Annotated in this window: 28 protein-coding genes; 19 read left to right on the top strand and 9 right to left on the bottom strand. The window is 37.3% G+C overall.

What is annotated here, in order from left to right; all coding sequences use genetic code 11:
* The first annotated feature begins 97 nt into the window (after positions 1-97).
* The 7 genes from ACJZU6_RS15685 to ACJZU6_RS15655 all read left to right on the top strand — a co-directional run bounded on the left by ACJZU6_RS15685 (position 98) and on the right by ACJZU6_RS15655 (position 7846).
* Positions 98-559 (top strand): TetR family transcriptional regulator, encoded by a 462-nt coding sequence (locus ACJZU6_RS15685; protein WP_080155503.1) that lies wholly within the window; start codon positions 98-100, stop codon positions 557-559.
* Between the two features lie 217 nt (positions 560-776).
* The gene (locus ACJZU6_RS15680) at positions 777-2192 is read left to right on the top strand and encodes a TolC family protein (protein WP_408901346.1); all 1416 of its coding nucleotides are present in this window, start codon (positions 777-779) and stop codon (positions 2190-2192) included.
* A complete protein-coding gene (locus ACJZU6_RS15675) occupies positions 2192-3166 on the top strand; it encodes an HlyD family secretion protein (RefSeq protein ID WP_080155505.1) in 975 nt (324 codons plus the stop codon). Before ACJZU6_RS15680 ends, ACJZU6_RS15675 begins: the two co-directional genes overlap by 1 nt.
* The gene (locus tag ACJZU6_RS15670) at positions 3156-4355 is read left to right on the top strand and encodes an ABC transporter permease (RefSeq protein WP_408901345.1); all 1200 of its coding nucleotides are present in this window, start codon (positions 3156-3158) and stop codon (positions 4353-4355) included. The genes ACJZU6_RS15675 and ACJZU6_RS15670 overlap by 11 nt, the downstream gene beginning before the upstream one ends.
* Complete coding sequence (locus ACJZU6_RS15665) at positions 4342-5481, top strand: ABC transporter permease (protein ID WP_408901344.1); 1140 nt, start codon at positions 4342-4344, stop codon at positions 5479-5481. Before ACJZU6_RS15670 ends, ACJZU6_RS15665 begins: the two co-directional genes overlap by 14 nt.
* 175 nt (positions 5482-5656) lie before the next feature.
* Positions 5657-6130: a glycine zipper 2TM domain-containing protein gene (locus tag ACJZU6_RS15660; RefSeq protein WP_080155507.1), complete on the top strand. Its 474-nt coding sequence runs from the start codon at positions 5657-5659 to the stop codon at positions 6128-6130.
* A gap of 429 nt (positions 6131-6559) precedes the next feature.
* Positions 6560-7846 (top strand): MFS transporter, encoded by a 1287-nt coding sequence (locus ACJZU6_RS15655; protein ID WP_408901343.1) that lies wholly within the window; start codon positions 6560-6562, stop codon positions 7844-7846.
* A gap of 99 nt (positions 7847-7945) precedes the next feature.
* On the opposite strand, the gene ACJZU6_RS15650 is transcribed toward ACJZU6_RS15655, so the two are convergent.
* From ACJZU6_RS15650 to maoP, 3 genes are all read right to left on the bottom strand, one after another.
* Positions 7946-9925 carry a flavohemoglobin expression-modulating QEGLA motif protein gene (locus ACJZU6_RS15650; RefSeq protein ID WP_080155509.1) on the bottom strand — a complete coding sequence of 660 codons (1980 nt, stop codon included), beginning with the start codon at positions 9923-9925 and terminating at the stop codon, positions 7946-7948.
* Entirely contained in the window at positions 9912-10937 is a 1026-nt protein-coding gene (gshB, locus tag ACJZU6_RS15645; RefSeq protein WP_080155510.1) for a glutathione synthase, read from the bottom strand. Before gshB ends, ACJZU6_RS15650 begins: the two co-directional genes overlap by 14 nt.
* Before the next feature lie 127 nt (positions 10938-11064).
* Entirely contained in the window at positions 11065-11421 is a 357-nt protein-coding gene (gene maoP / locus ACJZU6_RS15640) for a DUF413 domain-containing protein (RefSeq protein WP_080155511.1), read from the bottom strand.
* Between the two features lie 221 nt (positions 11422-11642).
* Here maoP and hdfR point away from each other — a divergent pair, with 221 nt between their 5' ends.
* Positions 11643-12503, top strand: a complete 861-nt coding sequence (hdfR, locus tag ACJZU6_RS15635) for an HTH-type transcriptional regulator HdfR (protein WP_080155512.1) — start codon at positions 11643-11645, stop codon at positions 12501-12503.
* Between the two features lie 226 nt (positions 12504-12729).
* Positions 12730-12894 carry a hypothetical protein gene (locus ACJZU6_RS15630; protein ID WP_162836320.1) on the top strand — a complete coding sequence of 55 codons (165 nt, stop codon included), beginning with the start codon at positions 12730-12732 and terminating at the stop codon, positions 12892-12894.
* A gap of 132 nt (positions 12895-13026) precedes the next feature.
* On the opposite strand, the gene ACJZU6_RS15625 is transcribed toward ACJZU6_RS15630, so the two are convergent.
* Positions 13027-13482, bottom strand: a complete 456-nt coding sequence (locus ACJZU6_RS15625; protein WP_080155513.1) for an exoribonuclease R — start codon at positions 13480-13482, stop codon at positions 13027-13029.
* Between the two features lie 294 nt (positions 13483-13776).
* Between ACJZU6_RS15625 and mrcB the strand changes: the two genes are divergently transcribed.
* Positions 13777-16095: a penicillin-binding protein 1B gene (gene mrcB / locus ACJZU6_RS15620; protein ID WP_080155514.1), complete on the top strand. Its 2319-nt coding sequence runs from the start codon at positions 13777-13779 to the stop codon at positions 16093-16095.
* Between the two features lie 117 nt (positions 16096-16212).
* Positions 16213-16758 (top strand): NUDIX hydrolase, encoded by a 546-nt coding sequence (locus tag ACJZU6_RS15615; RefSeq protein WP_408901528.1) that lies wholly within the window; start codon positions 16213-16215, stop codon positions 16756-16758.
* A gap of 53 nt (positions 16759-16811) precedes the next feature.
* Here the strand turns inward: ACJZU6_RS15615 and ACJZU6_RS15610 are convergent, their stop codons facing one another.
* Positions 16812-17228 (bottom strand): META domain-containing protein, encoded by a 417-nt coding sequence (locus ACJZU6_RS15610; protein WP_080155516.1) that lies wholly within the window; start codon positions 17226-17228, stop codon positions 16812-16814.
* 339 nt (positions 17229-17567) lie between these two features.
* Here ACJZU6_RS15610 and ACJZU6_RS15605 point away from each other — a divergent pair, with 339 nt between their 5' ends.
* The 4 genes from ACJZU6_RS15605 (at position 17568) to ACJZU6_RS15590 (ending at position 19626) form a co-directional block, all read left to right on the top strand.
* On the top strand, positions 17568-17783 hold the full coding sequence (locus tag ACJZU6_RS15605; RefSeq protein ID WP_080155517.1) for a DUF3820 family protein: 216 nt from the start codon (positions 17568-17570) through the stop codon (positions 17781-17783).
* Between the two features lie 342 nt (positions 17784-18125).
* Positions 18126-18329, top strand: coding sequence for a hypothetical protein (locus tag ACJZU6_RS15600; protein ID WP_408901342.1), 204 nt, complete (start codon positions 18126-18128; stop codon positions 18327-18329).
* Between the two features lie 2 nt (positions 18330-18331).
* On the top strand, positions 18332-18715 hold the full coding sequence (locus ACJZU6_RS15595) for a VOC family protein (RefSeq protein WP_080155518.1): 384 nt from the start codon (positions 18332-18334) through the stop codon (positions 18713-18715).
* Positions 18716-18837: 122 nt separating this feature from the next.
* Positions 18838-19626 carry a ParA family protein gene (locus tag ACJZU6_RS15590; RefSeq protein ID WP_080155519.1) on the top strand — a complete coding sequence of 263 codons (789 nt, stop codon included), beginning with the start codon at positions 18838-18840 and terminating at the stop codon, positions 19624-19626.
* A gap of 58 nt (positions 19627-19684) precedes the next feature.
* On the opposite strand, the gene ACJZU6_RS15585 is transcribed toward ACJZU6_RS15590, so the two are convergent.
* Positions 19685-20509: a mechanosensitive ion channel family protein gene (locus ACJZU6_RS15585; protein WP_408901341.1), complete on the bottom strand. Its 825-nt coding sequence runs from the start codon at positions 20507-20509 to the stop codon at positions 19685-19687.
* Positions 20510-20885: 376 nt separating this feature from the next.
* On the opposite strand from ACJZU6_RS15585, the gene ACJZU6_RS15580 reads away from it, so the two are divergent.
* Entirely contained in the window at positions 20886-22769 is a 1884-nt protein-coding gene (locus tag ACJZU6_RS15580; protein ID WP_408901340.1) for a DUF4832 domain-containing protein, read from the top strand.
* Positions 22770-22865: 96 nt separating this feature from the next.
* Positions 22866-23420: a rhodanese-like domain-containing protein gene (locus ACJZU6_RS15575; RefSeq protein ID WP_408901339.1), complete on the top strand. Its 555-nt coding sequence runs from the start codon at positions 22866-22868 to the stop codon at positions 23418-23420.
* Between the two features lie 70 nt (positions 23421-23490).
* On the opposite strand, the gene ACJZU6_RS15570 is transcribed toward ACJZU6_RS15575, so the two are convergent.
* From ACJZU6_RS15570 to ACJZU6_RS15560, 3 genes are all read right to left on the bottom strand, one after another.
* Entirely contained in the window at positions 23491-23913 is a 423-nt protein-coding gene (locus ACJZU6_RS15570) for a DUF3010 family protein (protein WP_080155523.1), read from the bottom strand.
* Positions 23914-24062: 149 nt separating this feature from the next.
* Entirely contained in the window at positions 24063-24413 is a 351-nt protein-coding gene (locus tag ACJZU6_RS15565) for a hypothetical protein (RefSeq protein WP_408901338.1), read from the bottom strand.
* A 40-nt stretch (positions 24414-24453) separates the two neighbouring features.
* On the bottom strand, positions 24454-24960 hold the full coding sequence (locus ACJZU6_RS15560) for a M48 family metallopeptidase (protein ID WP_408901337.1): 507 nt from the start codon (positions 24958-24960) through the stop codon (positions 24454-24456).
* A 138-nt stretch (positions 24961-25098) separates the two neighbouring features.
* Between ACJZU6_RS15560 and ACJZU6_RS15555 the strand changes: the two genes are divergently transcribed.
* Together ACJZU6_RS15555 and mog are read left to right on the top strand one after the other, a co-directional pair.
* Complete coding sequence (locus ACJZU6_RS15555; RefSeq protein ID WP_408901336.1) at positions 25099-25545, top strand: methyltransferase family protein; 447 nt, start codon at positions 25099-25101, stop codon at positions 25543-25545.
* A gap of 105 nt (positions 25546-25650) precedes the next feature.
* Positions 25651-26184, top strand: coding sequence for a molybdopterin adenylyltransferase (gene mog / locus ACJZU6_RS15550; RefSeq protein ID WP_408901335.1), 534 nt, complete (start codon positions 25651-25653; stop codon positions 26182-26184).
* The last annotated feature ends 140 nt before the right edge of the window (positions 26185-26324 follow it).

The raw sequence follows: 26324 nt of genomic DNA, 5'->3' as shown, positions 1-26324 counted from the left end.
TTTTGTAATACTACAGCGAACCAATATTCTTGACATGATTATATCGTGTTAAGGGTATTATCGTTGCATAAAATGATTAGAACAGAGCCAACGCATTATGCCCAAGCGTAGTAAAGAAGACACAGAGATCACTATTCAGACCATCATGGATGCTGTGATTGAGCAAATATTGACCTTAGGTTACGATAAAATGTCGTATACCACCTTGAGTAACCAAACGGGTATATCAAGAACAGGCATTAGTCATCACTTTCCTAAGAAGCAAGATTTTGCTCATGCACTTGATAGTCGCATCTACCATCTCTTTGTTGATAAGTTGGATTTAACTGGGGATTTGCAGGCATTTGCAACAAGTTGGTCTGCTGCATTAGATGATGAAAGTTTTCGCGCTATTTTACGATTATTGTTCCATCATATCTCCTCTGCTGAAACATCTCATGAATTTGCTCATCGTGGCATTGAACGTTTGTTTATGCTTTGTGAGCAACGTTACGGCAAAGAAAGTATTGGTGAACTAGAGTGTTTATTAGGACGCTCATTAATTCGTTTAGCACGTTAATTATTGCTTATTGAATAACTGTGATTATTTGACTAAATATTAATAGCCCACTTTTTGTGGGCTATTTTATTTGTAGTTAAAACGGACATTATTATTTGTGCTGAATAGATAGATACGTTAAAATAACGTAATCATTTCATTATCTGTTAAAATTTATCATTTTAGAGTATGTACTCTATATTTGCGCATTGGCTGGAAAGAGGTTAAAGGTTAATACATGAAGATTAGGCCATTGATGGTGAAGCAACTCACGATTGTATTATTAGCTATCGTCCCAACGGTACACGCTGCCCCCGTTAGTTTTAATGATGCATGGCATACTGTTGTTACGACAAATGATGGCTTAGCGGCTGATCGAGCCAGTGTTGAACAAGCACAATATATGCAAGATGCAGCTCGAGATATGTATTTACCTAAGGTTACCATAGGGGCTAATTATACTCGTTTAGATCATGATATTAAATTGTCGCCATCCGATCTTTTTGGTAGTACCTCAGCTTCACAGACTGAAATTGGTCAAGTGATCAATAATATTATATCTAATTCACAATTAAACTCGGCGTTGACATCTAATATTTCTGATCGCGATGTATTTACCAGTTCGATTCGCGCTATCTGGCCAATATTTACTGGTGGTCGAATTAATGCGGCGCAAGATATTGCTGAAGGAAAAACAGACCAAGCAAAATACATGTTAGCCATGCAGCAACAAGCAAAGTTTGAAGACTTATCCCGGTTTTATTTTGGGGTAGTATTAGCAAAAAATGTATTACAAACCCGTACTGAAGTAGCGAGTGGCTTACAACGTCATTATGAAGATGCCATAAAGTTGGAACAGCAAGGTCAAATTGCGCGAGTTGAACGGTTACAAGCGCAAGCCGCTTATGATAAAGCTAAAGTCGAACAACAGAAGTCTTTACGTGATTTAGAAATCGCACAAGTAGCGCTAACGCAGCTATTAAAACAAACTACGCCTGTAATGCCATCAACCGGGTTGTTTATTAATCATTCATTACCACCGATATCTGCTTTTGTTGATAAAACCTTAGCGACGTATCCCGGCTTACATATTTTGGATGCTAAACGTAAGCAAGCGGGAGGCTTGATAGATGTTGAACAAGGCAAATATTACCCTGAAGTGTATTTATATGGTGATTATAACTTGCATGACAGTGGTAGTTTAGCCGCAACACTGGCTCCTGATTGGGCTGTAGGGGTTGGGGTGAGTGTGCCACTGATTGATAACTCTGGTCGTTCAGGGAAATTAAGTGCAGCGCATTCAATGGTGACACAAGTTAATCACTTACAAGCGCAAGCACAGCAAGATCTAACGGTATTAGTTGAAAAAACGTACCGTGAAGCGAAACAAGCATTAGAAGAATATAACGGTCTTGCATCTAGCTTAGCACTGGCGAATGAAAATAGTGTATTGCGAGAAAAAGCGTTTGGCCAAGGATTATCAACGTCATTAGATGTCGTCGATGCCGAGTTATTTGTTGCCAGTATTAAAACGCAACGGTTAGCGGCAGCTTATCAATATGTCGCGAGTCTAACGCGCTTACTTGCTATCAGTGGCGAGATGAATACATTCAAAAATTATCAGCAATATCAAGGGATCGAGGTTAAATTATAATGAGTAAGTTAAAAGCAATTGCAGTGGCGGTGCCTGTTATCGCAGTGGTTGGATGGCTCGGTTATACCTTCTGGCATGCTTACCAACCTCAACCCGAACGTATGCAAGGTCAAATTGAAGCCCAGCAATATAATATCGCCTCTAAAGTACCGGGGCGTATTGACAAAGTTTTAGTACGTAAGGGTGATGAAGTACAACCTGGACAGTTGATTTTTACTATTTTAAGCCCTGAAATTGATGCTAAATTAGAACAAGCACAAGCGGGTGAACAAGCTGCGGGAGCATTAGCTCAAGAAGCAGAAAATGGCGCTCGTATTCAACAAATTGCGGCGGCAAAAGATCAGTGGGGTAAAGCAAAAGCGGCGGCGGCACTGATGCAAAAAACTTATGTTCGTATAAATAACCTATATAAAGATGGTGTATTAGCAGAACAAAAGCGTGACGAAGTGTATACCCAATGGCAAGCGGCTCAATATACAGAAAGTGCTGCTTTCCAGATGTATCAAATGGCTAAAGAAGGCGCGCGTGTTGAAACTAAACGAGCAGCTCAAGAAAAAGTAAAAATGGCAGCAGGCGCTGTTGCTGAAGTTCAAGCTTATGTTGCTGATACAAAAGTAAGTAGCTGGCATAAAGGTGAAGTATCACAAGTACTATTACATGATGGAGAATTAGCACCACAAGGTTTCCCCGTGGTTAATATTATTGATATTAGCGATGCTTGGGCTGTATTTAATGTTCGTGAAGATAAATTAAAAGATTACCAACAAGGTAAAACCTTTAACGTGACTATTCCTGCACTAGGAGATAAAAGCTATCAACTGAAAGTGACCCATGTAGCGGTTATGGGTGACTTTGCGACGTGGCGTGCAACCGACACCGCGAAAGGTTTTGATATGCGAACGTTTGAAGTTGAAGCTCGTCCAACTCAACCTATTCAAGGGTTACGAGTTGGTATGAGTGTGATTGTTGAGTAATGATATGGTTGTCTATTCAGCAATAAAGAACGAGTGGCATACTATTTGGCAAGATAAATGGTTGCGAGCGTTAGTTATTTGGCTTCCTGGATTGTTATTTTTGACGATGTGGGCGATTTTTGCGACGGGTATAGCACGTAATTTACCTGTTGGTATTGTGGATCTTGATCATAGCCAAATGTCACGCCAGTTAACGCGTTATATTGATGCCAGCCCAAGTATGGCCGTGACACGCCAGTTTACCGATGATCACACAGCCAGTGCTGCAATGCGGGCTAATGACATTTATGCGATGGTGGTGATCCCAGATAACTATGAAAAAGACGTTAAGTTGGGACAAGCTCCCCAAATTACCACTTTTTATAATGGTCAATTTATCTTAATTGGTAAAGTTATTAGCTCGGCAATGCTGCAAGTTGAAGGCACCTATAATGCTGGTGTTGAGGCAATGAGGAACATGAGTTCTGGCGCGTCAGTGCCATTACAAGCATTAGGTCAAGCGGTGCCTATTCGTGCTCAGATAACCCCCTTATTTAATAGTAATAGCCATTATGGTCAATTTTTAGTTTCAGCGATTATTCCGTCTATTTGGCAAATTCTAATTGTAGCGACGACTGTGTTGGCATTAGTACATGAGGCTCGTGGCCAAGGATTATGGCGTTGGTTAGCACATACTCCGTGTCAAAAATTATTAGGTAAGTTACTTGCTTATTCTGGTTTGTTTTTAATTCAAGGTGTGCTGTTTTTATGGTGGATGTATGTTGCGCTTGATTGGCCAATGCATGGTCAATGGGGAATATTGATTGTCGCGCAGCTATTTATGGTGTTTGCTTGTCAAAGTATGGGGAGCTTGATTTATTTTGTAGCAATGGAAGCGCCACGCGCAATGAGCTTTGTTGCCGCTTATACGGCACCTGCATTTGCTTTTATGGGCATTACCTTTCCCGCTACTGATATGCCGATTATTGCTAAAATGTGGCGTGGATTGCTACCCGTTAGCCATTATATTGAAGTGCAATTACAGCAAGTTGATTATGGTAGTGGTTGGTATCAAGCTTTCCATCAATTGGCGATATTAAGTAGCTTTATTTGTGCTTTATTTTTAGCGATGGGATTAATGTTAGTTCGCCGTAAAAAAGCATTGGCGACCATCGGCACTGTCGTGGGAGATCATCATGAGTTGGGGTGATTTATTTAAACATGAATTAAAAGCTATTTTCAGTAATTTTTCATTGGTATTTACTGTCTTTGGTGGGGTTGTTTTTTATTCATTTTTATATCCTTTACCTTATATAAATGAATTACCACGAGAACAACGGGTGGCAGTGGTTAATCTTGATCATAGCCAAATGAGTCGTGAGTTAATTAGAATGGCGAATGCCACGCCACAAGTTCATATTACACAACATCTTGGCAGTATTCATGCTGCGACAGTTGCGCTAGAAGATCGGCAAGTGGATGGTATTTTGGTGATCCCTGAACATTTTTATCGTGATGTGATGATGGGAACCAGCCCAATATTGGCTTATGCTGGTAATGCTGCCTTATTCTTAGTTTATGGTACGGTAGTTGAAGGCTTAAATGATGCCGGCAATGGCTTAGCCATTAAAGCCAAAATAAACCGTATGATGTTGACCGGAGATGGTGCAGTTGAGGCAACTCAGCATGTGACAGCCATGAAGCTTAATATGCGGCCAGTATTTAATGTCACCATGGGCTACATCAATTATGTTGTACCTGCCGTTTTTGTGTTGATTCTACATCAAACCTTATTAATTGGTGTTGGAATGATGGGAGCAACAGAGAATGAAGCGCGCGCTGCGGGTAAAACAGGATATTGGGCGCACTATCCTATTTGGATGGTAATGACGGTACGCGCATGTTTATTTTGTTTGATTTATTTACCTTTAGTGATGTATTACTTTGGTTTTAGTTATGTTTATTACGGTGTGAATCGGTTGGCATCAATAGGTGACTTGATCATGATGACGATCCCATTTTTATTAGCCGTTATCATGCTTGGTATGGTATTGGGCCAATTATTGCCACGTTGTGAATTAGTCACATTAGTTGTACTTCTGAGCTCGTTACCACTGGTATTTAGTGCTGGATTTATTTGGCCACCGTCAGCGATACCTACAGCGATTAACTATATTGCGCAATTAGCGCCTTCTACGGCGGCAATCAATGGTTTCCTTGGACTTAATCAACTTGGCGCGACGTTTGCTCAAGAAATCGATCGCTGGGGCCAGTTATGGCTACAGTTTATTAGTTTTGCAGGGATCAGCTATTGGCTGATGCGACGTTCACGGTGAATAATTAAATAATAAAAAAGAGCATTTAGGTGCTCTTTTTTTTGCATTTAAATGTACGCTGTTTTATATTGGCGCTAGTTGCGTAAATAAGATGTGGCAAATGTTAAATTTACAGCCACACTTAGTAAGCAGAACGAGACTTTAATAGTAGGAGGTTGTCTTGAGTCATAAATCGATGACGAATAAAAAAGTAATGGTCGCTGTGGCAATGGTATTGTCATTCGGTGTTGTAGGCTGTGCTCAAAACCCTTATGGCGATGCTTATAATGTTGATGAAGCTCGCACTATGCAAACGGTTTCGACTGGAACAATTACCAAACTAGATGCCGTCACAATGAATTCTGATGGTGAAAGCACGATTGGTACACTTGCCGGTGCTGCTGTCGGCGGTATTTTAGGATCTAAAATTGGTGGTGGTTCAGGCTCTGATATTGCAGCCATTGGTGGTGCACTTGCTGGTGGTGCGTTAGGTAGTAGCGCTGGTGATGCGATTGGTAAACGCCAAGGTGTCAATATTGTCATCAAACTTGATAGTGGACGTACTGTTGCTGTTGTGCAACAAGTTGATCCTAATATGATCTTTAAAGTTGGACAACGCGTCGATCTTTATCAGCAAGGGCGTACAACACGAGTTGTTCCTGCCAATTAATTTGACCGCATGATTAATAAAAAGGCAGTGAAGACTGCCTTTTTTATTGGCTATTATTTAATAATATTATTTTAGATCTTGTGGTTTGTTATTCTGCTGGCGAGAATGTTGCTCTAGTTAGTGTTTCATGTTGATTTATGATCGTTAAATTAGTCTTTTTTTAACTAAAAAAAGTCGTTTTTAGCAAATTATTATGCTGTCAGTCATGATTTGGTCTTCATGAGTTGCTGTTGTTTTCATATATTTGATTTTATATTCTATAAAATTTAAATTTATTAGGTTTTTATCTGGTCTGATAAGTTTATGTATTAATGTTGCAAATGAATATTCCAAAGACTAAATAATGAACGAATAATTAAATTGTAACTAATTGTGTCGAAGAGTAGGCTGTGCGCTCTCTAAAAAACCTCTTTGAACGATACATATTTAATGAATAATCCTAAGCTCGATGCGACTTATAAACGCCTTCGTTGGCAAATAATTATCACGACTTTCTTAACCTATACAGTGATGTATATTTCAAGAAAAGCGTTTGCTGCTGCGGCACCGTTGTTAATGAAAGATCTTGGCATGACCGTAGTTCAGTTTGGTTTAGCCTCATCGATTTATTATATTCTATACGGTCTTTCAAAATTTAGTTCAGGCCTTCTTGCCGATAGAATTAACCCTCGTTTATTTTTAGCTCCAGTACTTGTTGTTATTGCCATTATTAACGTTGGTATTGGTATGACGAACAGTGTCACTATGCTGTTAGTGTTGTACTGTTCTACGGCTATTGTTCAAGGTTGTGGTTTTCCACCTATTGCGAAAGCGATCAGCCAATGGTATTCAAAATCTGAACGTGGTGGTTGGTATTCACTTTGGAATACTTCGCATAATGTTGGCGGCGCATTAGCACCATTAATTGCCTCTGCTGTGATTGCTTACACAGGTAACTGGCGTTATGCGTTTTATGTACCAGCGGCTATTACTGCCGTACAAGCTTTGATTGCCGCTATCTTGATGCGCGGTAAGCCTGAAAATTATGGTTTACCTAACGTTGGTGTATGGCGTAATGATGCGAAACAACTAGAAATAAATGAGCGTTCTGAAGCTGGATTATCAATGTGGGTAATGTTTCAACGCTACATTTTAACTAACCCAATTATTTGGTTAGCGATTGGTGGTGATTTATGTATCTACGTTATTCGTACTGTTTCAAGTGACTGGGTAAGTGTTTACTTCGTTGATGTGCTGCATTGGGATTTGGTTAAGTCTAATTCTTTAGTGGCTTGGTTTGAAGTCGGCGGTATTGTTGGTGGCTTAACCTCTGGTATCATCTCCGATAAATTCTTTGGTGCCGATCGTTGGAAAACAATTTTAATTTATAGCTTTGTGTTGATTGGCGGTATGGTAGGTGTTGCTCTAACTATCCATATGAGTTACTTACTTGTAGCGCTATGCTTCTTCATTATTGGTGCTGGTATTTATGCGCCACAGATGCTATTTGCTTTAGGTATTATTGAAGCGTCACATGCCGATGGTGCTGGTGCGGCAACGGGTCTTAAAGGTGGTGTAACTTATATTGGTGCAGCGCTTGCTGGTGCGCCGATTGCAATGATTGAAACAGCTTACTCATGGAATGGCGTGTTTACATTGTTAGCGGTTATTGCAGTGACATTAGTTGTGTTAATTTGCGTTATTATCCGCGTTGATAGTAAACGTCTACCTATGTAATCTTTTGATTTTATGGGTAATAAAAAAGCGACCATCATGGTCGCTTTTTTTGTATCTCGATATTAGTAATAATAAATGATGAAAAATTTATACTGCAGATTATCGAATAGAGTTCAACATAAAATCCATTACAGGATCTATATCGGCATCGATATCCAATGCTTTTGGCATAAAGCTTGGCGTATTTAAAATACCACGCTCAATCAGTTCATCAAGTAACGGTTTAAATTCAAACCCTGTTTTACCAATAAATAATGAGGTTAGGTCTTCTGTTTGGTACGCATGAATGGCATCTTTTAAGCCACGTAAGTAAAGGAAGTCTTTTGTAAAACCACCACCACGATAAGCACGAGCTGTAATGGTAAAGGCTTCATCATCACATACATCATAATCATGACGTAAACTATTAAAACAATCGTTAAAACTGTCGCCATTAACCATCATTTCAACTGCAACCACACGTAACGCCAATGTTTTTAGACGATGAAGTGGAAAGTTGCCAGATAAATGCTCACATAAAATCGCTAGGCCTTCTTGAGTATGGGTATTACCTGGTAAGCCTAGTTGTAAAATTTTAAGTGGTTGTCTTTCAGCATTAACTGAAGTAACAAGGTGAACACCTAATTCATGGTGGATCAACGCATCTAAATCATCTTGGGTAAAGCGACTATTTGGATTAACTTTAATCACTTTGCCACTTACCATTGCACGGGCAATTAATTGCTTTGATGATACTACTTTGCAAGGGATGTCATATTCAGCAGCCGCGATTTTAAAGGCTTCGATTGCTTCTTTAGCACTGATGTTTGCAGGTTGTTGATCTTTATATTCACATGCATGAAGAATAAATTTCGCATTAGCAATATCACGCTCATCAGGTTGCCCGTAATAGCGCAATGAATTGTATAAAAATTCATCAGTACCAATGCTGCATAGCAAATCAATACGTACAGCTAACTGATCGATAACTTTACGGTACATTTTTTGTACGTCAGCATCACGAATAGTTTCAACGGGTAAGCGATAAAGCTGCTCACGGAATTTATACGGATCCAAATCTAGTTGACGGTAAGTAAACTGTGGCTGATAACTGTATGGCTTATTTAAAAAACGTCTTTTTTCTTGCTTTAGGTTAGTTGGGTTAATATAGCTTAAAGTATTGATACCTCTTGCTATTTTATACAGCTGACGGTCAAGGTTTAGCACTTCTTTTGAAAGGTTAGATGCTAATACATCACTACCAGTAAGCCCTTTAGCTTTAGTGCGTTTAGTGATAGTGAACGCTGCATGTTCAGTGATCACTGTCTTCATCGATTCATTCAATTTTTCAATCACGAGTGGGTAGGCTTCGCCTCCTTCTTCGTTCATGAAAATCTTTTTCACTTCAATCGGCATAATTAAGGTGTTTTTGAAGTGTTGCTTAATAAAAGCGGCTTGGTAGCCTAAACCTTTAAAAATATCATTCTCAAGTGCATTGACATCAATATTAGGTAGCTCAACATTGTTAAGCCCTTCTAATAGAACATCAATTTCTTTACGCCAGCGACGACGGTTAACCTGCATCGTGCCCACATTAAATGTCGGTGTTGCAGTATCAATGCGTTGATAATTGTACGAATGAATATCATAAATTAGGCATAGTCCAAATTGCAGCTCTAACGTCTCTACTAAACACTGTAGAATACGGTAGTAACTTTGGTGTTTAGCCAAGGTTATTTCGCGTTCAGCATCACTAAGAGGCGCTAGCCAAACATTTTTACCCCATGCGTCATCATAGATGCAACTTTCAGGTGCACGATTGAGATCATACTCATATCGTGAATCTTCACCTTGCAATACAATCGGTAATGAAGAAATAAAATCACCAGTAAAGGGATCTTCTTCAAAATAGCGTTCTTCTTCAGTCAATGCACACTGTGATTGCAATGACTGACGTAGTTTATGACCGTTATGGATCGCTGTTGCGATATAAGGCTGATACTCACTGATGCGAATCATTAAGCTACCATCATCGAGATGGGCTTCAAATGGCGTAAGAGTGCGGATTTTTTCTAAAATTTCTAACTCAGTAAGCTGCATCTGCAATTACCTTCCGAAAATCGTTTTTGCGAGTGATGCCAACCTCTTTTGCCATTACTACGCTTTCTACAAAATCGAGCACATTACGCTGTAATTTCACACGGTTTAAGCGATTAATACGGGTAATGCCGCCAGGGCTTAATACATTAACTTCAACTAATTTGCCGTTAATTACGTCTAAACCAACGAAGTAAAGGCCATCACGTACTAACTTAGGACCAATGTGCTTACAAAGGGCAAGTTCTTGCTTGGTTAATACGTGTTTTACTTCGCGACCACCGGCATGAATATTTGAGCGTACATCGCCTTCTGCAGGGATACGACGCATAGCACCGATAGGTTCACCATTAAGTAGCATGATACGTACGTCGCCTTGCTCAGCGCCTTCAATGTAGTCTTGCAGAATAACGTAGTTTTGATCATCACCAATGTAGAAATCTAATAGTGATTTAACGCTTGATTTAGCGCTCTTTTCAATCAAGATAACGCCTTTACCGCCGTAACCATTTAACGGTTTAAGAATCATGCGTTCTTGTGGTGATTCATCAAGAACACGTTCAAGGTAATCACGGTTTTTAGACACGTGAGTAACAGGAATAAATTCTTTGTTTGGATCGGGTAATGAAGCGGTATAAAGTTTGTTATTAGCTACACGTAGGCCATCAATATCGTTAACGATAAAGGTGTGGTCGCGCACTGAATCAAGGAAGTTCAGTGCCATGGTGTCTAACGGTGGGTTAGCACGCATAAAAATAACGTCAAAGCCTGCTAACGGTAGTTCGGCGTTATTAAATTCAGCTTTGCGGTAGAAGCTTGGAATATTGTTTGAGACTTCACCTTTTTTTAATACGTTACAGAAAGCAATTGCCATACTGTCGCGCATGGTTAAGTTACTCGGTGTTGTAATTGCAACCGTGTGACCGCGGCTTGCGGCTTCGTGAATCAAACGTAAAGTAGAGTCGTTTTCTGCTTCAACGCGTTCCCACGGATACATAACAAAACAAATTTTCATAGCTATACCAAAAAGTGGCCTGTTAAATTATTGCACAGGCTAATATAAAGAAATAAGCCATCACACAGAGTGGGATGGCTTCATTTTGTTGGCGATTGTCTTGAAAATCCGTTTCTAAAAGTATTACTTAATAATCGAGATCGTTATCAGTGCCACTATCGCTATCATCATCTTCACCGAAAGAGCCTGTCGTATGTGCTCGTTGTGAAACACATAATGTATAACTACGTGTTTTATGACTGGTGTGGTTTAGGTATTTGAGCCAACATTTACCAAATTCAGACACTGCTTGTTGTTGGCCTTGAACTTCAGCTAAAAACTGAACTTCAGACTCATCAATAGGTTGGGTAGTGCCATCAAATAGCGCTCGCATAGAACGTCCATAGTTTTCTAATACGCTGGCTTCACTAATAGTAAAAACACCCGAGCGGTTAAAGCCGCGTGGGAAATTTTTATCGTCGTAAAATTTACCTTCACTTCTCATTCATAAAGTCCTTGATGTGATTTGCGCTGATATTTATCCAGACTTGCAAAGTTGTAAATCAATTATTTTTTATTGTTATGATGAAAATATTTGATTAATATTCAGCGATAATAGGTTGTACTATTCTATTAGGTATTAACATTGAATTTATTCGCTATATAATGCGCGATTTATACCGTTTCTTTTTTATTTAACCTACTCTTATTATTGAGAATTTTTCCGTGGATACTGAATTACTTAAAACGTTCTTGGAAGTTACCAAAACACGTCACTTTGGTCGTGCTGCAGATAACTTATATTTGACCCAATCTGCAGTTAGCTTTCGTATCCGCCAGCTTGAGTCACAATTAGGTAACCCACTATTTTCTCGTCAGCGTGGAAATGTGCATCTTACTGCTGCTGGTGAGCGTTTACAGCCTTATGCAGAAGCAATTTTGCAAACGTGGGGGCGAGCGAAACAAGATGTAGCGTTAACTGATAGTCTAAATACCCAGTTGGCGATTGGTGCCTCGCCTTTATTTTGGGAATTTGATGGTATCTCAGTTTGGATTAATCGTATTTATGCCACCGTACCCGGCCTTGCTTTACGTTTAGAGTCTGTAAAACGAGAAGGTATGGCAAAACGATTGTTTGATAAAAGTATTGATTTGTTCATTACCAGTGAACCACCTAAAATTGAAAACTTACATGTTCAAAAAGTACGTGACTATCAATTACAGTTAGTGACTCACCAACCTAATTGTAATATGCATAGTGTGCGTGACATGCCTTTAATCTATCTTGATTGGGGAACGCGTTTTTCGGTGGAACACAGTCGCATACCTGAATTACAGCGTACGCCTGTACTGCATACCCATTCATGCAAAATGGCACTCGATTATCTTTTGGCAAATGGCGGGGTTGGATATTTTCCTTCGCTTATTGTCTCAAGTAACGCTGATTTGGGTAAATTGTATGTTGTTGAAGACGCACCAATTATGGAGCAGAGTCTTTATTTAGTATGGCGCGAAGGTAGTGAAAAAGAAGCATTAATTAATGCAATTGTCGATGTTCCGTTTCAGAATGTGATCGAAAGCATTTGATTTGAATTATTTGTCATTACCAGTAAAATAACTTGTTGTACGGGAGCGATTTCCTGAATTAGTCTAAGAAAAAATACTGCTAGGGTAAGAAACAATGAACTATGGACCGGATTGTCTGTCATGTTTTTTGCATCAACTTAGCACTGTTTTGTCACAATAGAACATTACAATTGCCAGTGTTCTATTTTAATAATTATCTACTCTGGATGTAGTTCAGGAAACGCAAATGGCTAAGTTAAACCAAAAATTTCACAAAGGCAGCAAATCAAAATTCAATTCTGAATTTGCAGATGATTTTCAGGATTTAGATCTGCAATCTCGTGGTAAGAAGAAACGTCGTGTGACTCGTTCGCGTTTCGATAGTCCGGAGTACAGCGATTTCGATTATTAATAGTGATGTGTAATTCACGATAAAAGATCGGCAATTAAGCATTAAAAAAGGCGTACCTAGAAGGGTACGCCTTTTTGTTATGTAATAGTGTCACAAATTATATACTGTTGTGATAACTATAATGACTAGCAGTTATGATGTGCTTTTTTGCTCACTTAACGTAGCATAACGGTGCAGCAATTCAGTTAATACACTGACCCAACCAAACGCATTATCTGGTGCATTGACTAAGATTTTTTCTACTTCAGCACAGTGTTGTTCTAATGTTATCGCTTCTTCTAGCTGAAAAGATATCGCATAAAAATGCCATAATAATAAACGGATCATGCGCTCACTATTTTGTTTAGCATTATCAGAATCAGAAAATGCAACATTCACTTCTCCCAAGGCAATTGCGGTCATTCGTAACATCGCATCAAACTGGGTTGATTTTAAACGCTCGTCACTGTCGATTTCTTCTTGATCAAAGGTAAATATTTCCTGCATTACATCTTCTGGTACCATACGACCGATTACGCGAAGGCTAAATTCTTCTAATTCATGTCGCGGCATGGTTAAAAGGCAGTTTAAAGTATAATCACGTTGCATATAATTTCTCGCAGATACCACGACGCCGATCAGGATTGATCATGGGCGAATAAATAAAGAAGCGTATTTTGGAGTATTTATGTCTAAAAGGCTAATAAAACCCAAGCTGATAGATTAGCGCCGAAATATCTGACAACGTGATGACAACCAAATTTACACATTAAGTTATAATAATTTCATTTAAAATCAGTGTGCAGACACTGGTATCATTTAGCGAATGCTTTACCAATATACGTTGGCTGCCACCGTGAATTATAAGGTGGTAATGACGAACTTATTACATTGAACAGGCTTATGACGTCAAATAATCAACAAGCACCTTCTCAAGTGCCTCAAACAAAGAAAAAACGCAGTGTTGTTGTGCGAACCTTAATTGGTGCTGCATTAATTGGTACTGCTGGTATGGCTTATTTAGGTTATAACTTAAACCAACAAATTAGCGCTAAGTTTGCAGGTCAATTATGGCAATTGCCTTCTGTTGTTTATGCGCGTGAAATGGCATTACAGCCTGGTGCGCCGATAACATACAATACCTTGGTAAATGAACTTAAAGTATTAGGATATCAAAAGGTTGCGCACCCAGATCAAAGTGGTGAATACGCAGCTAACGGTTGGAAAGTTGATTTTGTCCGTCGACCATTCAATTTTAAAGAAGGGCCGGAAGGGGCGCGTCATGTTTCGGTGTCGTTTAATAATGACAGCATTACTCGCATCATGGATTTAGATTCTAATCGTGAATTAGGCTTTTTGCACATAGATCCTAAAATGTTAGGGATGCTAGAAGCCCATTCAGATGAACAGCGTATTTATTTACCTGAAGATAAAATGCCTAAATTGTTGGTCGCAGGATTGATTGATACAGAAGATCGTCATTTCTATGAACATGATGGTATTTCATTAGTGGGTATCGCACGCGCCTTTGTTGCCAATATTAAAGCGGGTCACACTGTTCAAGGTGGTAGTACGCTAACGCAGCAATTAGCTAAAAATATGTTTTTAAGCAGTCAGCGTTCATTTTGGCGTAAGTTCAAAGAAGCTTACATGGCGATCATTATTGATACTCGCTATGGCAAACAAGAAGTCCTTGATGCCTATATGAACCAAGTATATCTGGCTCAGTTTGGTGGTCATGGTATTCATGGTTTTGCTTTAGCATCACGTTATTATTTTGACCGACCATTATCTGAGTTACGGGTTGATCAACTTGCTCTATTAATTGGCATGGTAAAAGGGCCAACTTATTATAACCCTTGGCGTCATCCAGAGCGCGCTAAAGAACGTCGTAATATTGTCTTGGGCCTGATGAACAAAGATGGCGAAATCAGTGATAAAGTATATCAAGCTTCGATTAAGCTGCCGCTTGATATTCAGAAAAAAGGCCAACTGGCTAAACGTCAACCTGCTTATTTTGATCAAATTAAAACGGAACTTGAGCAAAAAGCAGGAACAGCGTTTGAAGCCGGTAAAGGATTACGGATCTTTACCTCGCTTGATCCTCAATCACAAAAATTAGCGGAAGAAGCTGTTGCTAAAGTTATGCCTGAAGTGCAAAAACGCGCAGGTAAAGACTTACAAACCGCAGTGGTTATTGTTGATCGTACTACGGGTGAAATTCGTGCGATGATCGGTGGAGATAAACCTGGATTTGCAGGTTATAATCGCGCAATAAATGCTCAGCGCCAAGTGGGATCCGTTATTAAACCTGCTTTGTATCTCAGTGCGTTGGAAAATCCAGCGCAGTTTAGCCTTGCAACGTCCTTAAAAGATCAACCGCTATCGATCAAAATGCATGATGGTGCCACTTGGAGTCCACGTAACTACGATCGTAAATACCGTGGTGAAGTGCCATTATTTGTTGCGTTGGCGAAATCGTACAATGTGCCCACTGTAAATCTGGGTATGGCAGTTGGTGTTGATAAAGTAACTGATACGTTAACCAAATTAGGTATTCCACGAGAAGATATCCCTCAAGTGCCTTCTTTATTCCTTGGTTCTATTAGTTTGTCACCGTTAGACGTTGCACAAATGTACCAAGGTATTGGTAATGAAGGCTATTTAGCACCATTAACGGCGTTAAATGCGGTAGTCGATGAATCGGGTAAGGTGCTATATCAAAACTGGCCAAAAGCGGCTGAAGTTGTTCCGCCACAAGCGGCATGGCTAACGATGTTTGCACTACAAGATACCGTTAAGTTTGGCACGGCTCATTCATTGAATAAACTGTTTCCAAATACTCATTTAGCGGGTAAGACGGGTACCACAAATAATGGCCGTGATAGCTGGTATGTGGGTATTGATGGCCGTGAAGTCGTTACTGTTTGGATGGGACGCGATGATAATAAGAGTACCCATTTAACGGGGGCGAGTGGTGCCTTACGTCTCTATACTAACTATATTCAACACCGTAAGCCTGAGCCATTATTGTTGCGTCAACCTGCAAATATTGAAGCTGAAAAATATAATATTGCCGCTGATGGTGAGTATATTCCAAGTTGTGCAGGTAAAACACGAATGCCTATTTGGGACCCACATGGTGATCTTAAACAAAATTGCCAAGTTGAAAAAGTAAAACATAAAGTTGAAGGTTTTTTCAATAATTTGTTTAACTGGTAATTAGTACTTACTACCAATAAGCCTCCAGTTATGGAGGCTTTTTCATATATAGAGGGTTCGTGTTTTAACGATTGATTCGGTAGAATGTTCGCTTGCAATATAAAATGAGTAACCGTGATGCGCTTTTTAAAATCGTCAATACACACTGATTTAACCAAGCTTGATCTTCAATCACCTACGTTGAGAATATATCATCGCCAAGCAACACGTGCGATTGTACTCAATGGTGATAATATTTTGATGTTATACACCGCACGTTATCATGATTACACGCTACCCGGAGGTGGCATTGATGCTGGGGAAGATCAGATTCAAGGATTAAGTCGAGAATTAGCTGAAGAAACGGGTGCGATGAATGTGCGCAATATTAAGCCGTTTGGGTTATATGAAGAGTTTAGACCTTGGCATAAAGCTGAATATGATATTGTTCATATGGAATCATTTTGTTATACCTGCTCGATTGATGAACAATTAGGTAAAACACAATTAGAAGATTATGAGCAGAAAAATGGTATGAGACCGATATGGATTAATATTTTTGATGCCATTGCTCATAATGAACACACCATGCAGTTTTCTGATAAAAAGGGGATGTCAATTGAGCGCGAAACATTTTTATTAAAACGTATTGTTGCTGAATTGTTATCTGTATCAATAATCTAATAGTTAGCAAGACCCACAATCATTGTTTTTTTGTTGTGGGCCTAAATATAAACTTATTTGTTTTCAACACGCTTAAAAGTCACAGTGTGATTATCTGAGCTTAAAATCAGGGTATTATTATTAACTAAAAAATTAGATGGGCCTGTTAGCATTTGCTTTACAAAACCATCAACGGTTGCTTGCTCTGTTTGAATACACATTTTTTGAGTTGAAACTAAATTTTTGGTCGTAATATCCTGAGCCGTTACGCGTATTTTACCTGTTAATGTATTACAGCCAGAATAGCTAACATTAAGATTTTTATTAATAATTAGCTGTGGCTTAGTTGTTAATGCATCGATAGGTTGAGTATAACCATCAATAGAACTTACAGCCCAAGTATTGATAAGATCAGTTGTCGTTTTAGGTGAATTCGCACAACCTGTTAATAGGGTTGTGATAAATAGCGTTGTTAGTAACGTTTTTTTCATGGAGATTCTCTTAATCTTATTGACGAGGTGTACCGTAAGGTATTGAGATTTTATTTGTTTTCTATATTGATAATCAGCGTATAGAGGAAAAAAGTGTGGTGATTATCTGTTGTTTGTTATATCCGTTTGCTATCAATGAAAAAAACGGATGTTAAGTGTGACAAAGATCGCTAAAAATGTAAATGTTCAGCTGTTAAATAATAGGATAATAATCGAGTAAATATCTACATGGTATTTATTATTTTTAATATGGTAGATTATCTGTTGCGAGTATTTTTAGGGGCTATTTTCTTTTTAGTTACTGTTATTTTAGTTATTTATGTCATTATCGGGGGCTTTATGTTTCAAAAACAACATCTTGTGCAATTGGCTAATATGAAAATGCCTTTTGGTAAATATGCAGGTCGAGTATTAATTGATTTACCGGATGAATATTTGTTGTGGTTTCAAAAGCAGGGGTTCCCCGAAGGGCAGTTGGGTACACTAATGGCATTGGCACTTGAATTTAAAATAGAAGGATTAGAATCTGTTATTCGTCCTTTAAGGCAGGTTTAGTCAGGTGTTGGAATGTAGTCATCGTCATGTTCATAATATTGTAATCACAGCTATTATTAGTGCTGTACTCTCAGGGTGCGCACAACCTAAAACAGTTAGCTCATTAACATTTCTTGATCCTAATTTTAAGCGCTGTATTATTGCGCAAGGCAAAGAAAATATTCAACAGATCACTTCTTTAAGATGTAGCCATTTCAATATACGAGACGCGCGAGAAATACGTTATTTAACGGATCTAAATAGCTTGGATTTATCATCAAATCAATTGACTTATCTTGATGTTAGCCATAATCATCAATTACAACTATTGAGTGTGAACATAATAAATTGAGCCATTTGAATTTGACGGATAATCCTCAATTAAAAATTGTTAATGTTAGTTTTAATCATTTAAAAACAATAGATGTGAGTGATAATCCATTACTCATGTACTTAAATTATGATCAAACGTTGGTTAATGATGTTGATATTAGCCATAATCCTCGTTTACTTGCTCCCTTTAATACTATCAATGTGCCCAATGGGCCGACAATAATGGCAGAATAATAATGTTAAAAGCAATTCATCATGTCGCAATCATTTGTAGTGATTATGCGCGCTCAAAAGTATTTTATTCACAATTATTACAACTAGAAATTATCTGTGAAACGTATCGTGAAGAGCGGGATTCATATAAATTAGATTTAAAGTTACCCGATAATAGTCAAATAGAATTATTTTCATTTAATGGTGCTCCGCAACGTCCGAGTTACCCTGAAGCGCAAGGGTTACGTCATTTAGCATTTGCTGTTGATGATATCACCGCGACCGTACATTATTTGCAGACGAACGGGGTTGATGTTGAACCTATTCGTATTGATGAATTAACCAATAAAGCATTCACTTTTTTTAATGATCCTGATGGCTTGCCGCTAGAGTTGTATCAAATCTAATAAACATACTCGTGAATAAATCATTGTGTATCGATATTAATATTAATGACATCTTTAACTAACAACTATATGCATGAGTGTGTATAGTTGTTAATAGTTATCGATGATCAGGGATGAAATAGATGCGTAGGATTATTTTTAATCAGAAAGGTGGAGTAGGTAAATCAAGTATTACTGTTAATTTAGCTGCAATTAGTGCAGCTAAGGGATATAAAACATTAGTAATAGATCTTGATGTACAAGGTAATAGTAGTGCCTATTTAGGGGTTGATATAAACCATCCTAACGATAAAACGATTGCTGAATTATTAAATCAAACAGCATCTTGGTTCGCGATGTCGACACCTGCTCGTGATTATCCTCAAGCAACTGCATATGAAAACTTATTTATTATTCCATCGAGTCCTAAACTTGATAAATTAGAAGTGGAACTTGAACGACGTTATAAGATTTATAAGTTGCGCGAAGTACTTGATGCATTGGCCGATGATTTTGATCGTATATATATTGATACTCCACCGAATTTAAATTTCTATACCAAGTCAGGTTTAATTGCAGCAAATAAGTTATTAATTCCTTTTGATTGTGATAATTTCTCTCAGCAAGCTTTAATTAAGGTCATGGATAATCTAGCAGAATTACGTGATGATCATAATCGTGATTTAGTGTTAGAAGGTATTATCGTGAATATGTTCAATGCACAGGCAAAGTTTCCCCGCCAAATTATTGAAGAGATTAAAATGTTGGGCTTTCCTATTTTAGAACCATATTTACCTCAATCCATAAAAATGAAAGAGTCACACTACCAGCAATGTCCAATGTTACATTTTGATCCTAAGCATAAATTAACTCAACAGTTTATTGCATTGTATGATGGACTAGAAGCAACAGTAGCGTTAGAGAATAAATGATGAAATCGTCTAAATGGTAATTCAACGTTGAATTACCATTTAGTGATAATGTCATTGGTTATGGAAAAGCACGTGCATATTCTTCCATAAAATCGCGACGAATATCTTGTTCAAGGTGGGTTGCGCGTTCTGTTGGGCAAAACAACATAAAATGTACAATTTGTTCGCCTGTGGTTGAGCTGCTGATATGTATATGAGGCTCAGACCCAGGTAGGTCGACACCTGCATGTTTTTCTATGACACTATTATAACGGCGAGCCACATCAATAAAATCTTCACTGTGATGATCGATTTTAGCGATAATTATGGGTAATAACGGATAAAGATTAACGAAGTCTTTCACTACAATTGAAAAGTTATGATAAACATAGCGTTTCATAAAGTTGAGGTTTTTTACGGGATAAGTGAAAAACATGCTGTTTGGTAGAGTGGCTGTTTTGCCTGTGTAATGATACTGGCCATGATGAAGATCTATTTCTTGAATAACCGTTGCCATCATGTTGTGCTCAATGACTTCTCCACAAATTTTCCCTACCTCTATCCAATCACCAATGCGAAATGAACGAGAGCTCGCTCGCTGAATAGATCCTGTAAAACACAATATTATTTCTTTAGACGCGACAACAATAGCAACAGCAATTGCTGTAACAGATAGTGCAAATTCATTTATTTCTGAGCGCCATAAGATGAATAAAACCACTAATGTTAAAATAAATGTGCCGTTTTTAGTACGTGACATCCATTTACGTTGAGTTTCAGTAACAAAAAACTCATCACCGCGTACTTGTGATAAAATAATTCGGCGAATAATAAGAATTATTGTAATTATGAGTATACTAAAGACGACTTTGTTGGCTAATAAAGTTGTAAATATTTCAGTCATTATATCCATATCAATTCCGTGATATTTATTATGTTAATTATTAATATAAATACGTTCTCATATGTTGGCGTTTGAATTCAATAATTAAATTTTTTGTAAATCTTTTAAATTCACAAAATATTATGCGTATAGTTGTTTATGCTTGTAGTTTATTATAGTTATCTGTAATATGGAAGAAATATTTTCTGTTAATTCTTTAATTAATAATCACATAAAAGAGATTTTTAAAAACTGTTTTTCATTTTAATTTACTATAAATAATGCCAATTTATAATATATTATTATATAAAGCTTAGAGAATTTTGTATTTTAATATAATATCTAAGATATTATACATGGTGTCTATTTTTGTGTTCATTTAATCACAGGGTATCTAATGAATTCTACATTATTCTCATTTCTTCTTGCGTCTTCTTTTCTTAATCCAACTATTAATTCTTCATCTCATAACGATATTAATAATGTTGTAAATAAAAAAAATATTATCAATGTTTACCCTAAGCAAAGTGATGCAATATTAACAAATCCAGGTATTGGTTTTACTGAGCTTCAAAGAATCGTCAGTAATGAGTCAACTAATCCATTTTATGGTGATACACCTATTTTATCATATCCAGATACGAGTACTGTTTATTACCGTTGGTATTGGGATCAGTTAACTACCTCAGATAACCCGAATCTCAATGAAGCAATGCTTCAAAGAAAGATTGATAATGTGTTACAAATAGCAGCTTCAGTAAATAAGAAAGTTGTTATTCGTTTTATGGCACTGCGAGGTAAAGGTGATCCTATTTATGACGCTGATGTAAATAAAGATAGCAGTGGTATACCTTGCTGGTTAGTTCAAGAGTTATACGGCCATGGTTTAAATGGTACTAGCTGTCATTTATCCGATAAAGAAGCGGTAAATATGTTTAAAAATCCTTGGTTTATTCATCGAGCCCAAGAATTTTTATCTGCATTAGGCAAGAGCTATGATAATAATAAAACATTACTACGTATTGATGTAGGGATGGTAGGTACATGGGGGGAGTGGAATTTATCTGGATATGCATCAAAGAATAGTTTAAGTGTGGGACTTGATGATAATGGGTATAAGTTTCAGAATCTAAAGCCTTATATTGATGCAGTGATAAAAGCTTTTCCAAAGACACCTAAAGTGATGCTAGGCACTAATAAAGGTGATTATCTTAGCTATGCAACGAGTAATGGAATGGGCTGGCGCGTAGATTGTTTAGGTGACTGGAGTAAAGGTTGGAATCACATGGAAAATGGTTATCCAACGATGATTTCTCATATGACTGATACGTCAACCAATAGTCATCCTGACGTCTATTTTAATCAACGTTGGAAAAAAGCTGCGGTTGATTTTGAAATCTGCCAAGGATCATTGCAGGATTGGTACAATATCAATAATCCTCAACACCTTACATATAACCAGGTGCAAAAAACATTTGATTTTGCTTTAAAACAGCACGCATCATTAATTAACGCAAAATCGGCAGCTATTCCTGATGAATATCAACCATTGGTTAAACGATTCTTAAATAAATTAGGTTATAGATACCAATTAAACCACTTAGAAGTAAATAACATTGTCCATATTGATGATTATTTACAATTAAAGTCAACATGGCAAAATTTAGGGGTTGCTCCTAGTTATACCAATTACCCTGTAACTTGGCGTTTACGATCTGCAAATGGTAATATTGTTGCTTATTATACTTCCAAGGCGAATATTGTTAATTGGCTTCCTGCCGATAATGATGATAATAAAAGTCCGACTTATATTGTGAATGAGAAGTTTAAAATAACCAATATTCCTCAAGGAAAGTATTTTCTTGATGTTGGTTTGGTGGAAGAAAATAGCCATCAGGCAAAGATAAGTTTAGCGATTGATACCAAACTTACCGATGATAATGGTCAATATTATGAGGCCGATAAAGAAAATAACAATTCACATTTTCAACAATATGTACCAAGTGATGATGGTCAATATGTACCCGATAATCGAGGTCAATATGTGCCTGATAATCGAGGACAATATATAGCGGATAACAGTGGCCAATATAATCCTGATTCTTATAAAAAGACTGTAGGTTATAATAATGCGTTATATGCTAAGAGCCATATTAAAACGCAATTATTACAATATGCTGATATGTATGACATGTCTATTGATAAGCATAGTAAACCATATATTGAACAGCAGAATAATATTGGTCGTTGGAATGAAATAACAATGATAAATGTCATTTAATATGTGATCATGCCAGTTTATAGTATTATATAAAACCTAAACTATTAAATAGCTTAGGTTTTTATAAATTAATTCACTAAATTTAGGGTAGTAAGCATGCATATATTTACAGACCGTAAGCATATTATTATTGATACTCGATCATCTGATGAATTCTTAGATCATCATATAGAAGGTAGTGTCTTTGTTGGATTTAGTGGGGGCAATTTTAAGCATTGGTTAGAATTATTATTACCCGACAAAAATGCAGATATTGAGGTTATTGCTACGGTTACAGATGCTAAAAAGGTTATGGCGACAGTTAATGAGCTTGGTTATAGTAACGCTAAATTAATGGAGCTACATTCTGCAGATAGTATGTTGGATCATATTTCAACGGATGAATTTAAAGAAATAAAACAGAATAATGATTCTGCTGTGCTTGATGTTAGAGAAGTGGATGAGTATTCACAAGGCTCTGTAGCTAATGCGGAGAAATTACCTTTATCTGAGATTCTTCAAGGCCAGTTTCCAAAGCAAGATAAACAATATATTGTCCATTGTGGAAGCGGCTATCGTTCTGTGATTGCAATATCAGTATTAAAATTACTTGGGTTGTGTAAACTTATTAATCTCGATGGTGGCTATCAACAATTGGTGGCTAAAAAATAAGATGCGATTAGAGAAAAGGCAGCACTATTGATATAGTCCTGCCTTTTTTATTGGTTACTGTTTGTTGCTGTTAGCGACCAAGAAAGGCATAACCTGTGGTAAATGCCGCTTCTTGGAACTGACGTAAACCTGTTGCACGGAAATCAATAGCCATAGGGTTACGCTTTAGTTTTTCTTTGATATCTGCATTAGACATAAAGTTAACATCAAGATCTTCAATTAACTGAATAGCAGATTCAAGCTTAAAGCCGACAGAACTTCCTGCAAATTTTCCGCGTGTTTCGCGTGTACGAATCACAACTTTCTCTACTTTATAGTCATCAAGTAGTTTTTTAAATGCAAATTGGAAATCTCTCATTTTTTGGTTATCAAGAGAATTATCCATAATGAACTTTTGAGTACGGCATTCTGGAATACCGATCATTCCGCCCTCTAAAGTGAGTAGGCAAATAATAGCTTCGTTGCTACGTAGTTCAACTGAACAAATTTTCATGTTTATACCTGAATCATAATATTTTGGTCGTTATTGTAGGCTAAAAACGGATTAGCTGTTAGTGATGCTGCCGTTTTTTATTAATATTGTTTATGTCTATAGAGAACAAAGCCAACGATAAACTATTATCGTTGGCAAAGATTGTATGATTAGCTGCGTTTAACGGGTTTGTAAGTGCAACCAGCCGCTAAATATGTTTCTTTATCTGTAATTTCAAAGGTAGTGTAGAAGAACCAAGCAATAAAACGTAACATCTCATCGCCATCATTCATTACCCATTCTGCAAATTCTTCAAGTTCACCTTGTTCATTTTCTTGACTAAAAACATGGTAAATACGTTTTTCACCCTCGATTTCCGCGAGACTAAAGTGGCCAATTAATGCGGTTGCAGCTTCTGCTACTTCTGGCTCCTCATTACTTGCTAGCTTTTCAAGGATTGCAGATACAGAATCAAGCTGTGCTAATTCTTTTACTAGTATTTCAAATTCATCTTGTTGCATGATGTTATCTCATAATTACACTATGCTGAGTATCATAACCTTAATTGTAAATAGAACCAAAATGTTCAACTTGCGTTAAGTACATTCGCATATCAAATTCAAGTTGATGGTATTGGGGTTCCATATGACAACAAAGTTGATAGAAAGCTTTGTTATGTTCTTTTTCTCTTAAATGCGCGAGTTCATGAACAACTATCATACGTAAGAAGGGTAATGGTGCTTCTTTAAATACCGTCGCTATTCTAATTTCATGTTTCGCTTTAATTTTATTGCCATGTACGCGCGAGATAAAGGTATGTAAGCCTAATGCATGATTAATGACATTAATTTTATTGTCATAAGCGACTTTGCTTATGGGGGCTGATTTTTTTAAATACTGATTTTTTAATTCGATTACATAATCATAAAGTGCTTTTTCTGTTTTAATGGTATGGGGGATTGGATAACGGTTAAGTAACAATGTTTTGAGTTGGTCCTTATCAATTAATTGCTGAACTTGATCTACGAGATGAGTTGGATAACCTTGGAGATATTTGAGTTGTTGCATGACCGATATGACTCTAAACCAAAAGCCTTATGCTATAAGGTGGTCTTTGTTGAAGCAACCTTATTATTTGATAATACCAACGTAAAATTGAGATAATCACATTAAGATATATATTGATCAGTAATAAGGATGATGACTGTGGCTTTAAAAATACCCCCTCCAATTTTTATGTTAATTGCGTTAATTATCATGTCTGGATGTTACTATTTACTGCCATGGTGGCAATTTAAACCACGTTGGATCATCGCTATCCCATTGATTCTTATTGCGGTGGTGAGTGGTTTTTTATCAGTCTTAGCTTTGACAAAGGCGGATACAACGATCAGTCCTTTTATACCGCAGCAAACTGCTCGATTAGTCACTTGTGGTATATATCAATATAGCCGTAACCCAATGTATGCCAGTTTATTGTTATTGCTGACGGCTGCCATCTTTATTTATGGTGAAGTCTCAACAATAATGGGTATAGTTTTCTTTATTGTAGTGATTAATCACTATCAAATTAAACCAGAAGAAAAAGTATTATTAACTTTATTTGGTGAGGAATATGCTCAGTATTGTCGCCAAGTTCGACGATGGTTTTGAGGCCCGATTTTCCATCTTATTGATTTTTAAATATGCAGTATCCATTGATAGTGATGGAAATGTTACTATTCAATGTAAAATTGATTTTAAGTGAAGAGGCGACACATGAGTAAAGCAAAAATTGGTATTGTAACGGTAAGTGATCGCGCAAGTGCGGGTATCTATGACGATATTTCAGGGCAAGCTATCATCGATACATTAAATGATTATCTTACTTCGGAGTGGGAAGCTGTTTATAAAGTCATTCCTGATGAACAAGATATCATCGAAGCAACGTTAATTGAGATGACAGATATAGCGCAATGTAGTCTAGTTGTGACTACTGGTGGTACCGGACCTGCAAAACGTGATGTTACACCTGAGGCAACAGAAGCTGTTTGTGATCGAATGATGCCTGGTTTTGGTGAATTAATGCGAGCCGAATCATTAAAATTTGTCCCTACGGCAATTTTATCACGCCAGACGGCTGGATTACGTGGTGATAGCTTAATTGTTAACTTACCAGGTAAGCCAAAGTCTATTCGTGAGTGCTTAGATGCTGTTTTTCCTGCTATTCCTTATTGTATTGATTTAATGAATGGTCCATTTTTAACGTGTAATGAAGACGTGATTAAGCCATTTCGCCCTAAAATAAAATAAAAAATATTTTATAATTAATAAAACGGCATGTTTATGCCGTTTTTTATGAATACCAGAAATATATTTATTCCTCTTTTAATGATACTTTAATTATAAAATATCTATTCTTTGATACAATAATATAGGCAATAGTAAATTAA

The organism is Photobacterium piscicola (assembly GCF_046058925.1).
In the GTDB taxonomy this organism is placed as follows: domain Bacteria; phylum Pseudomonadota; class Gammaproteobacteria; order Enterobacterales; family Vibrionaceae; genus Photobacterium; species Photobacterium piscicola.
The sequence above is the reverse complement of the archived record's forward strand: the minus strand, read 5'-3'. Positions and strand labels throughout refer to the sequence as shown.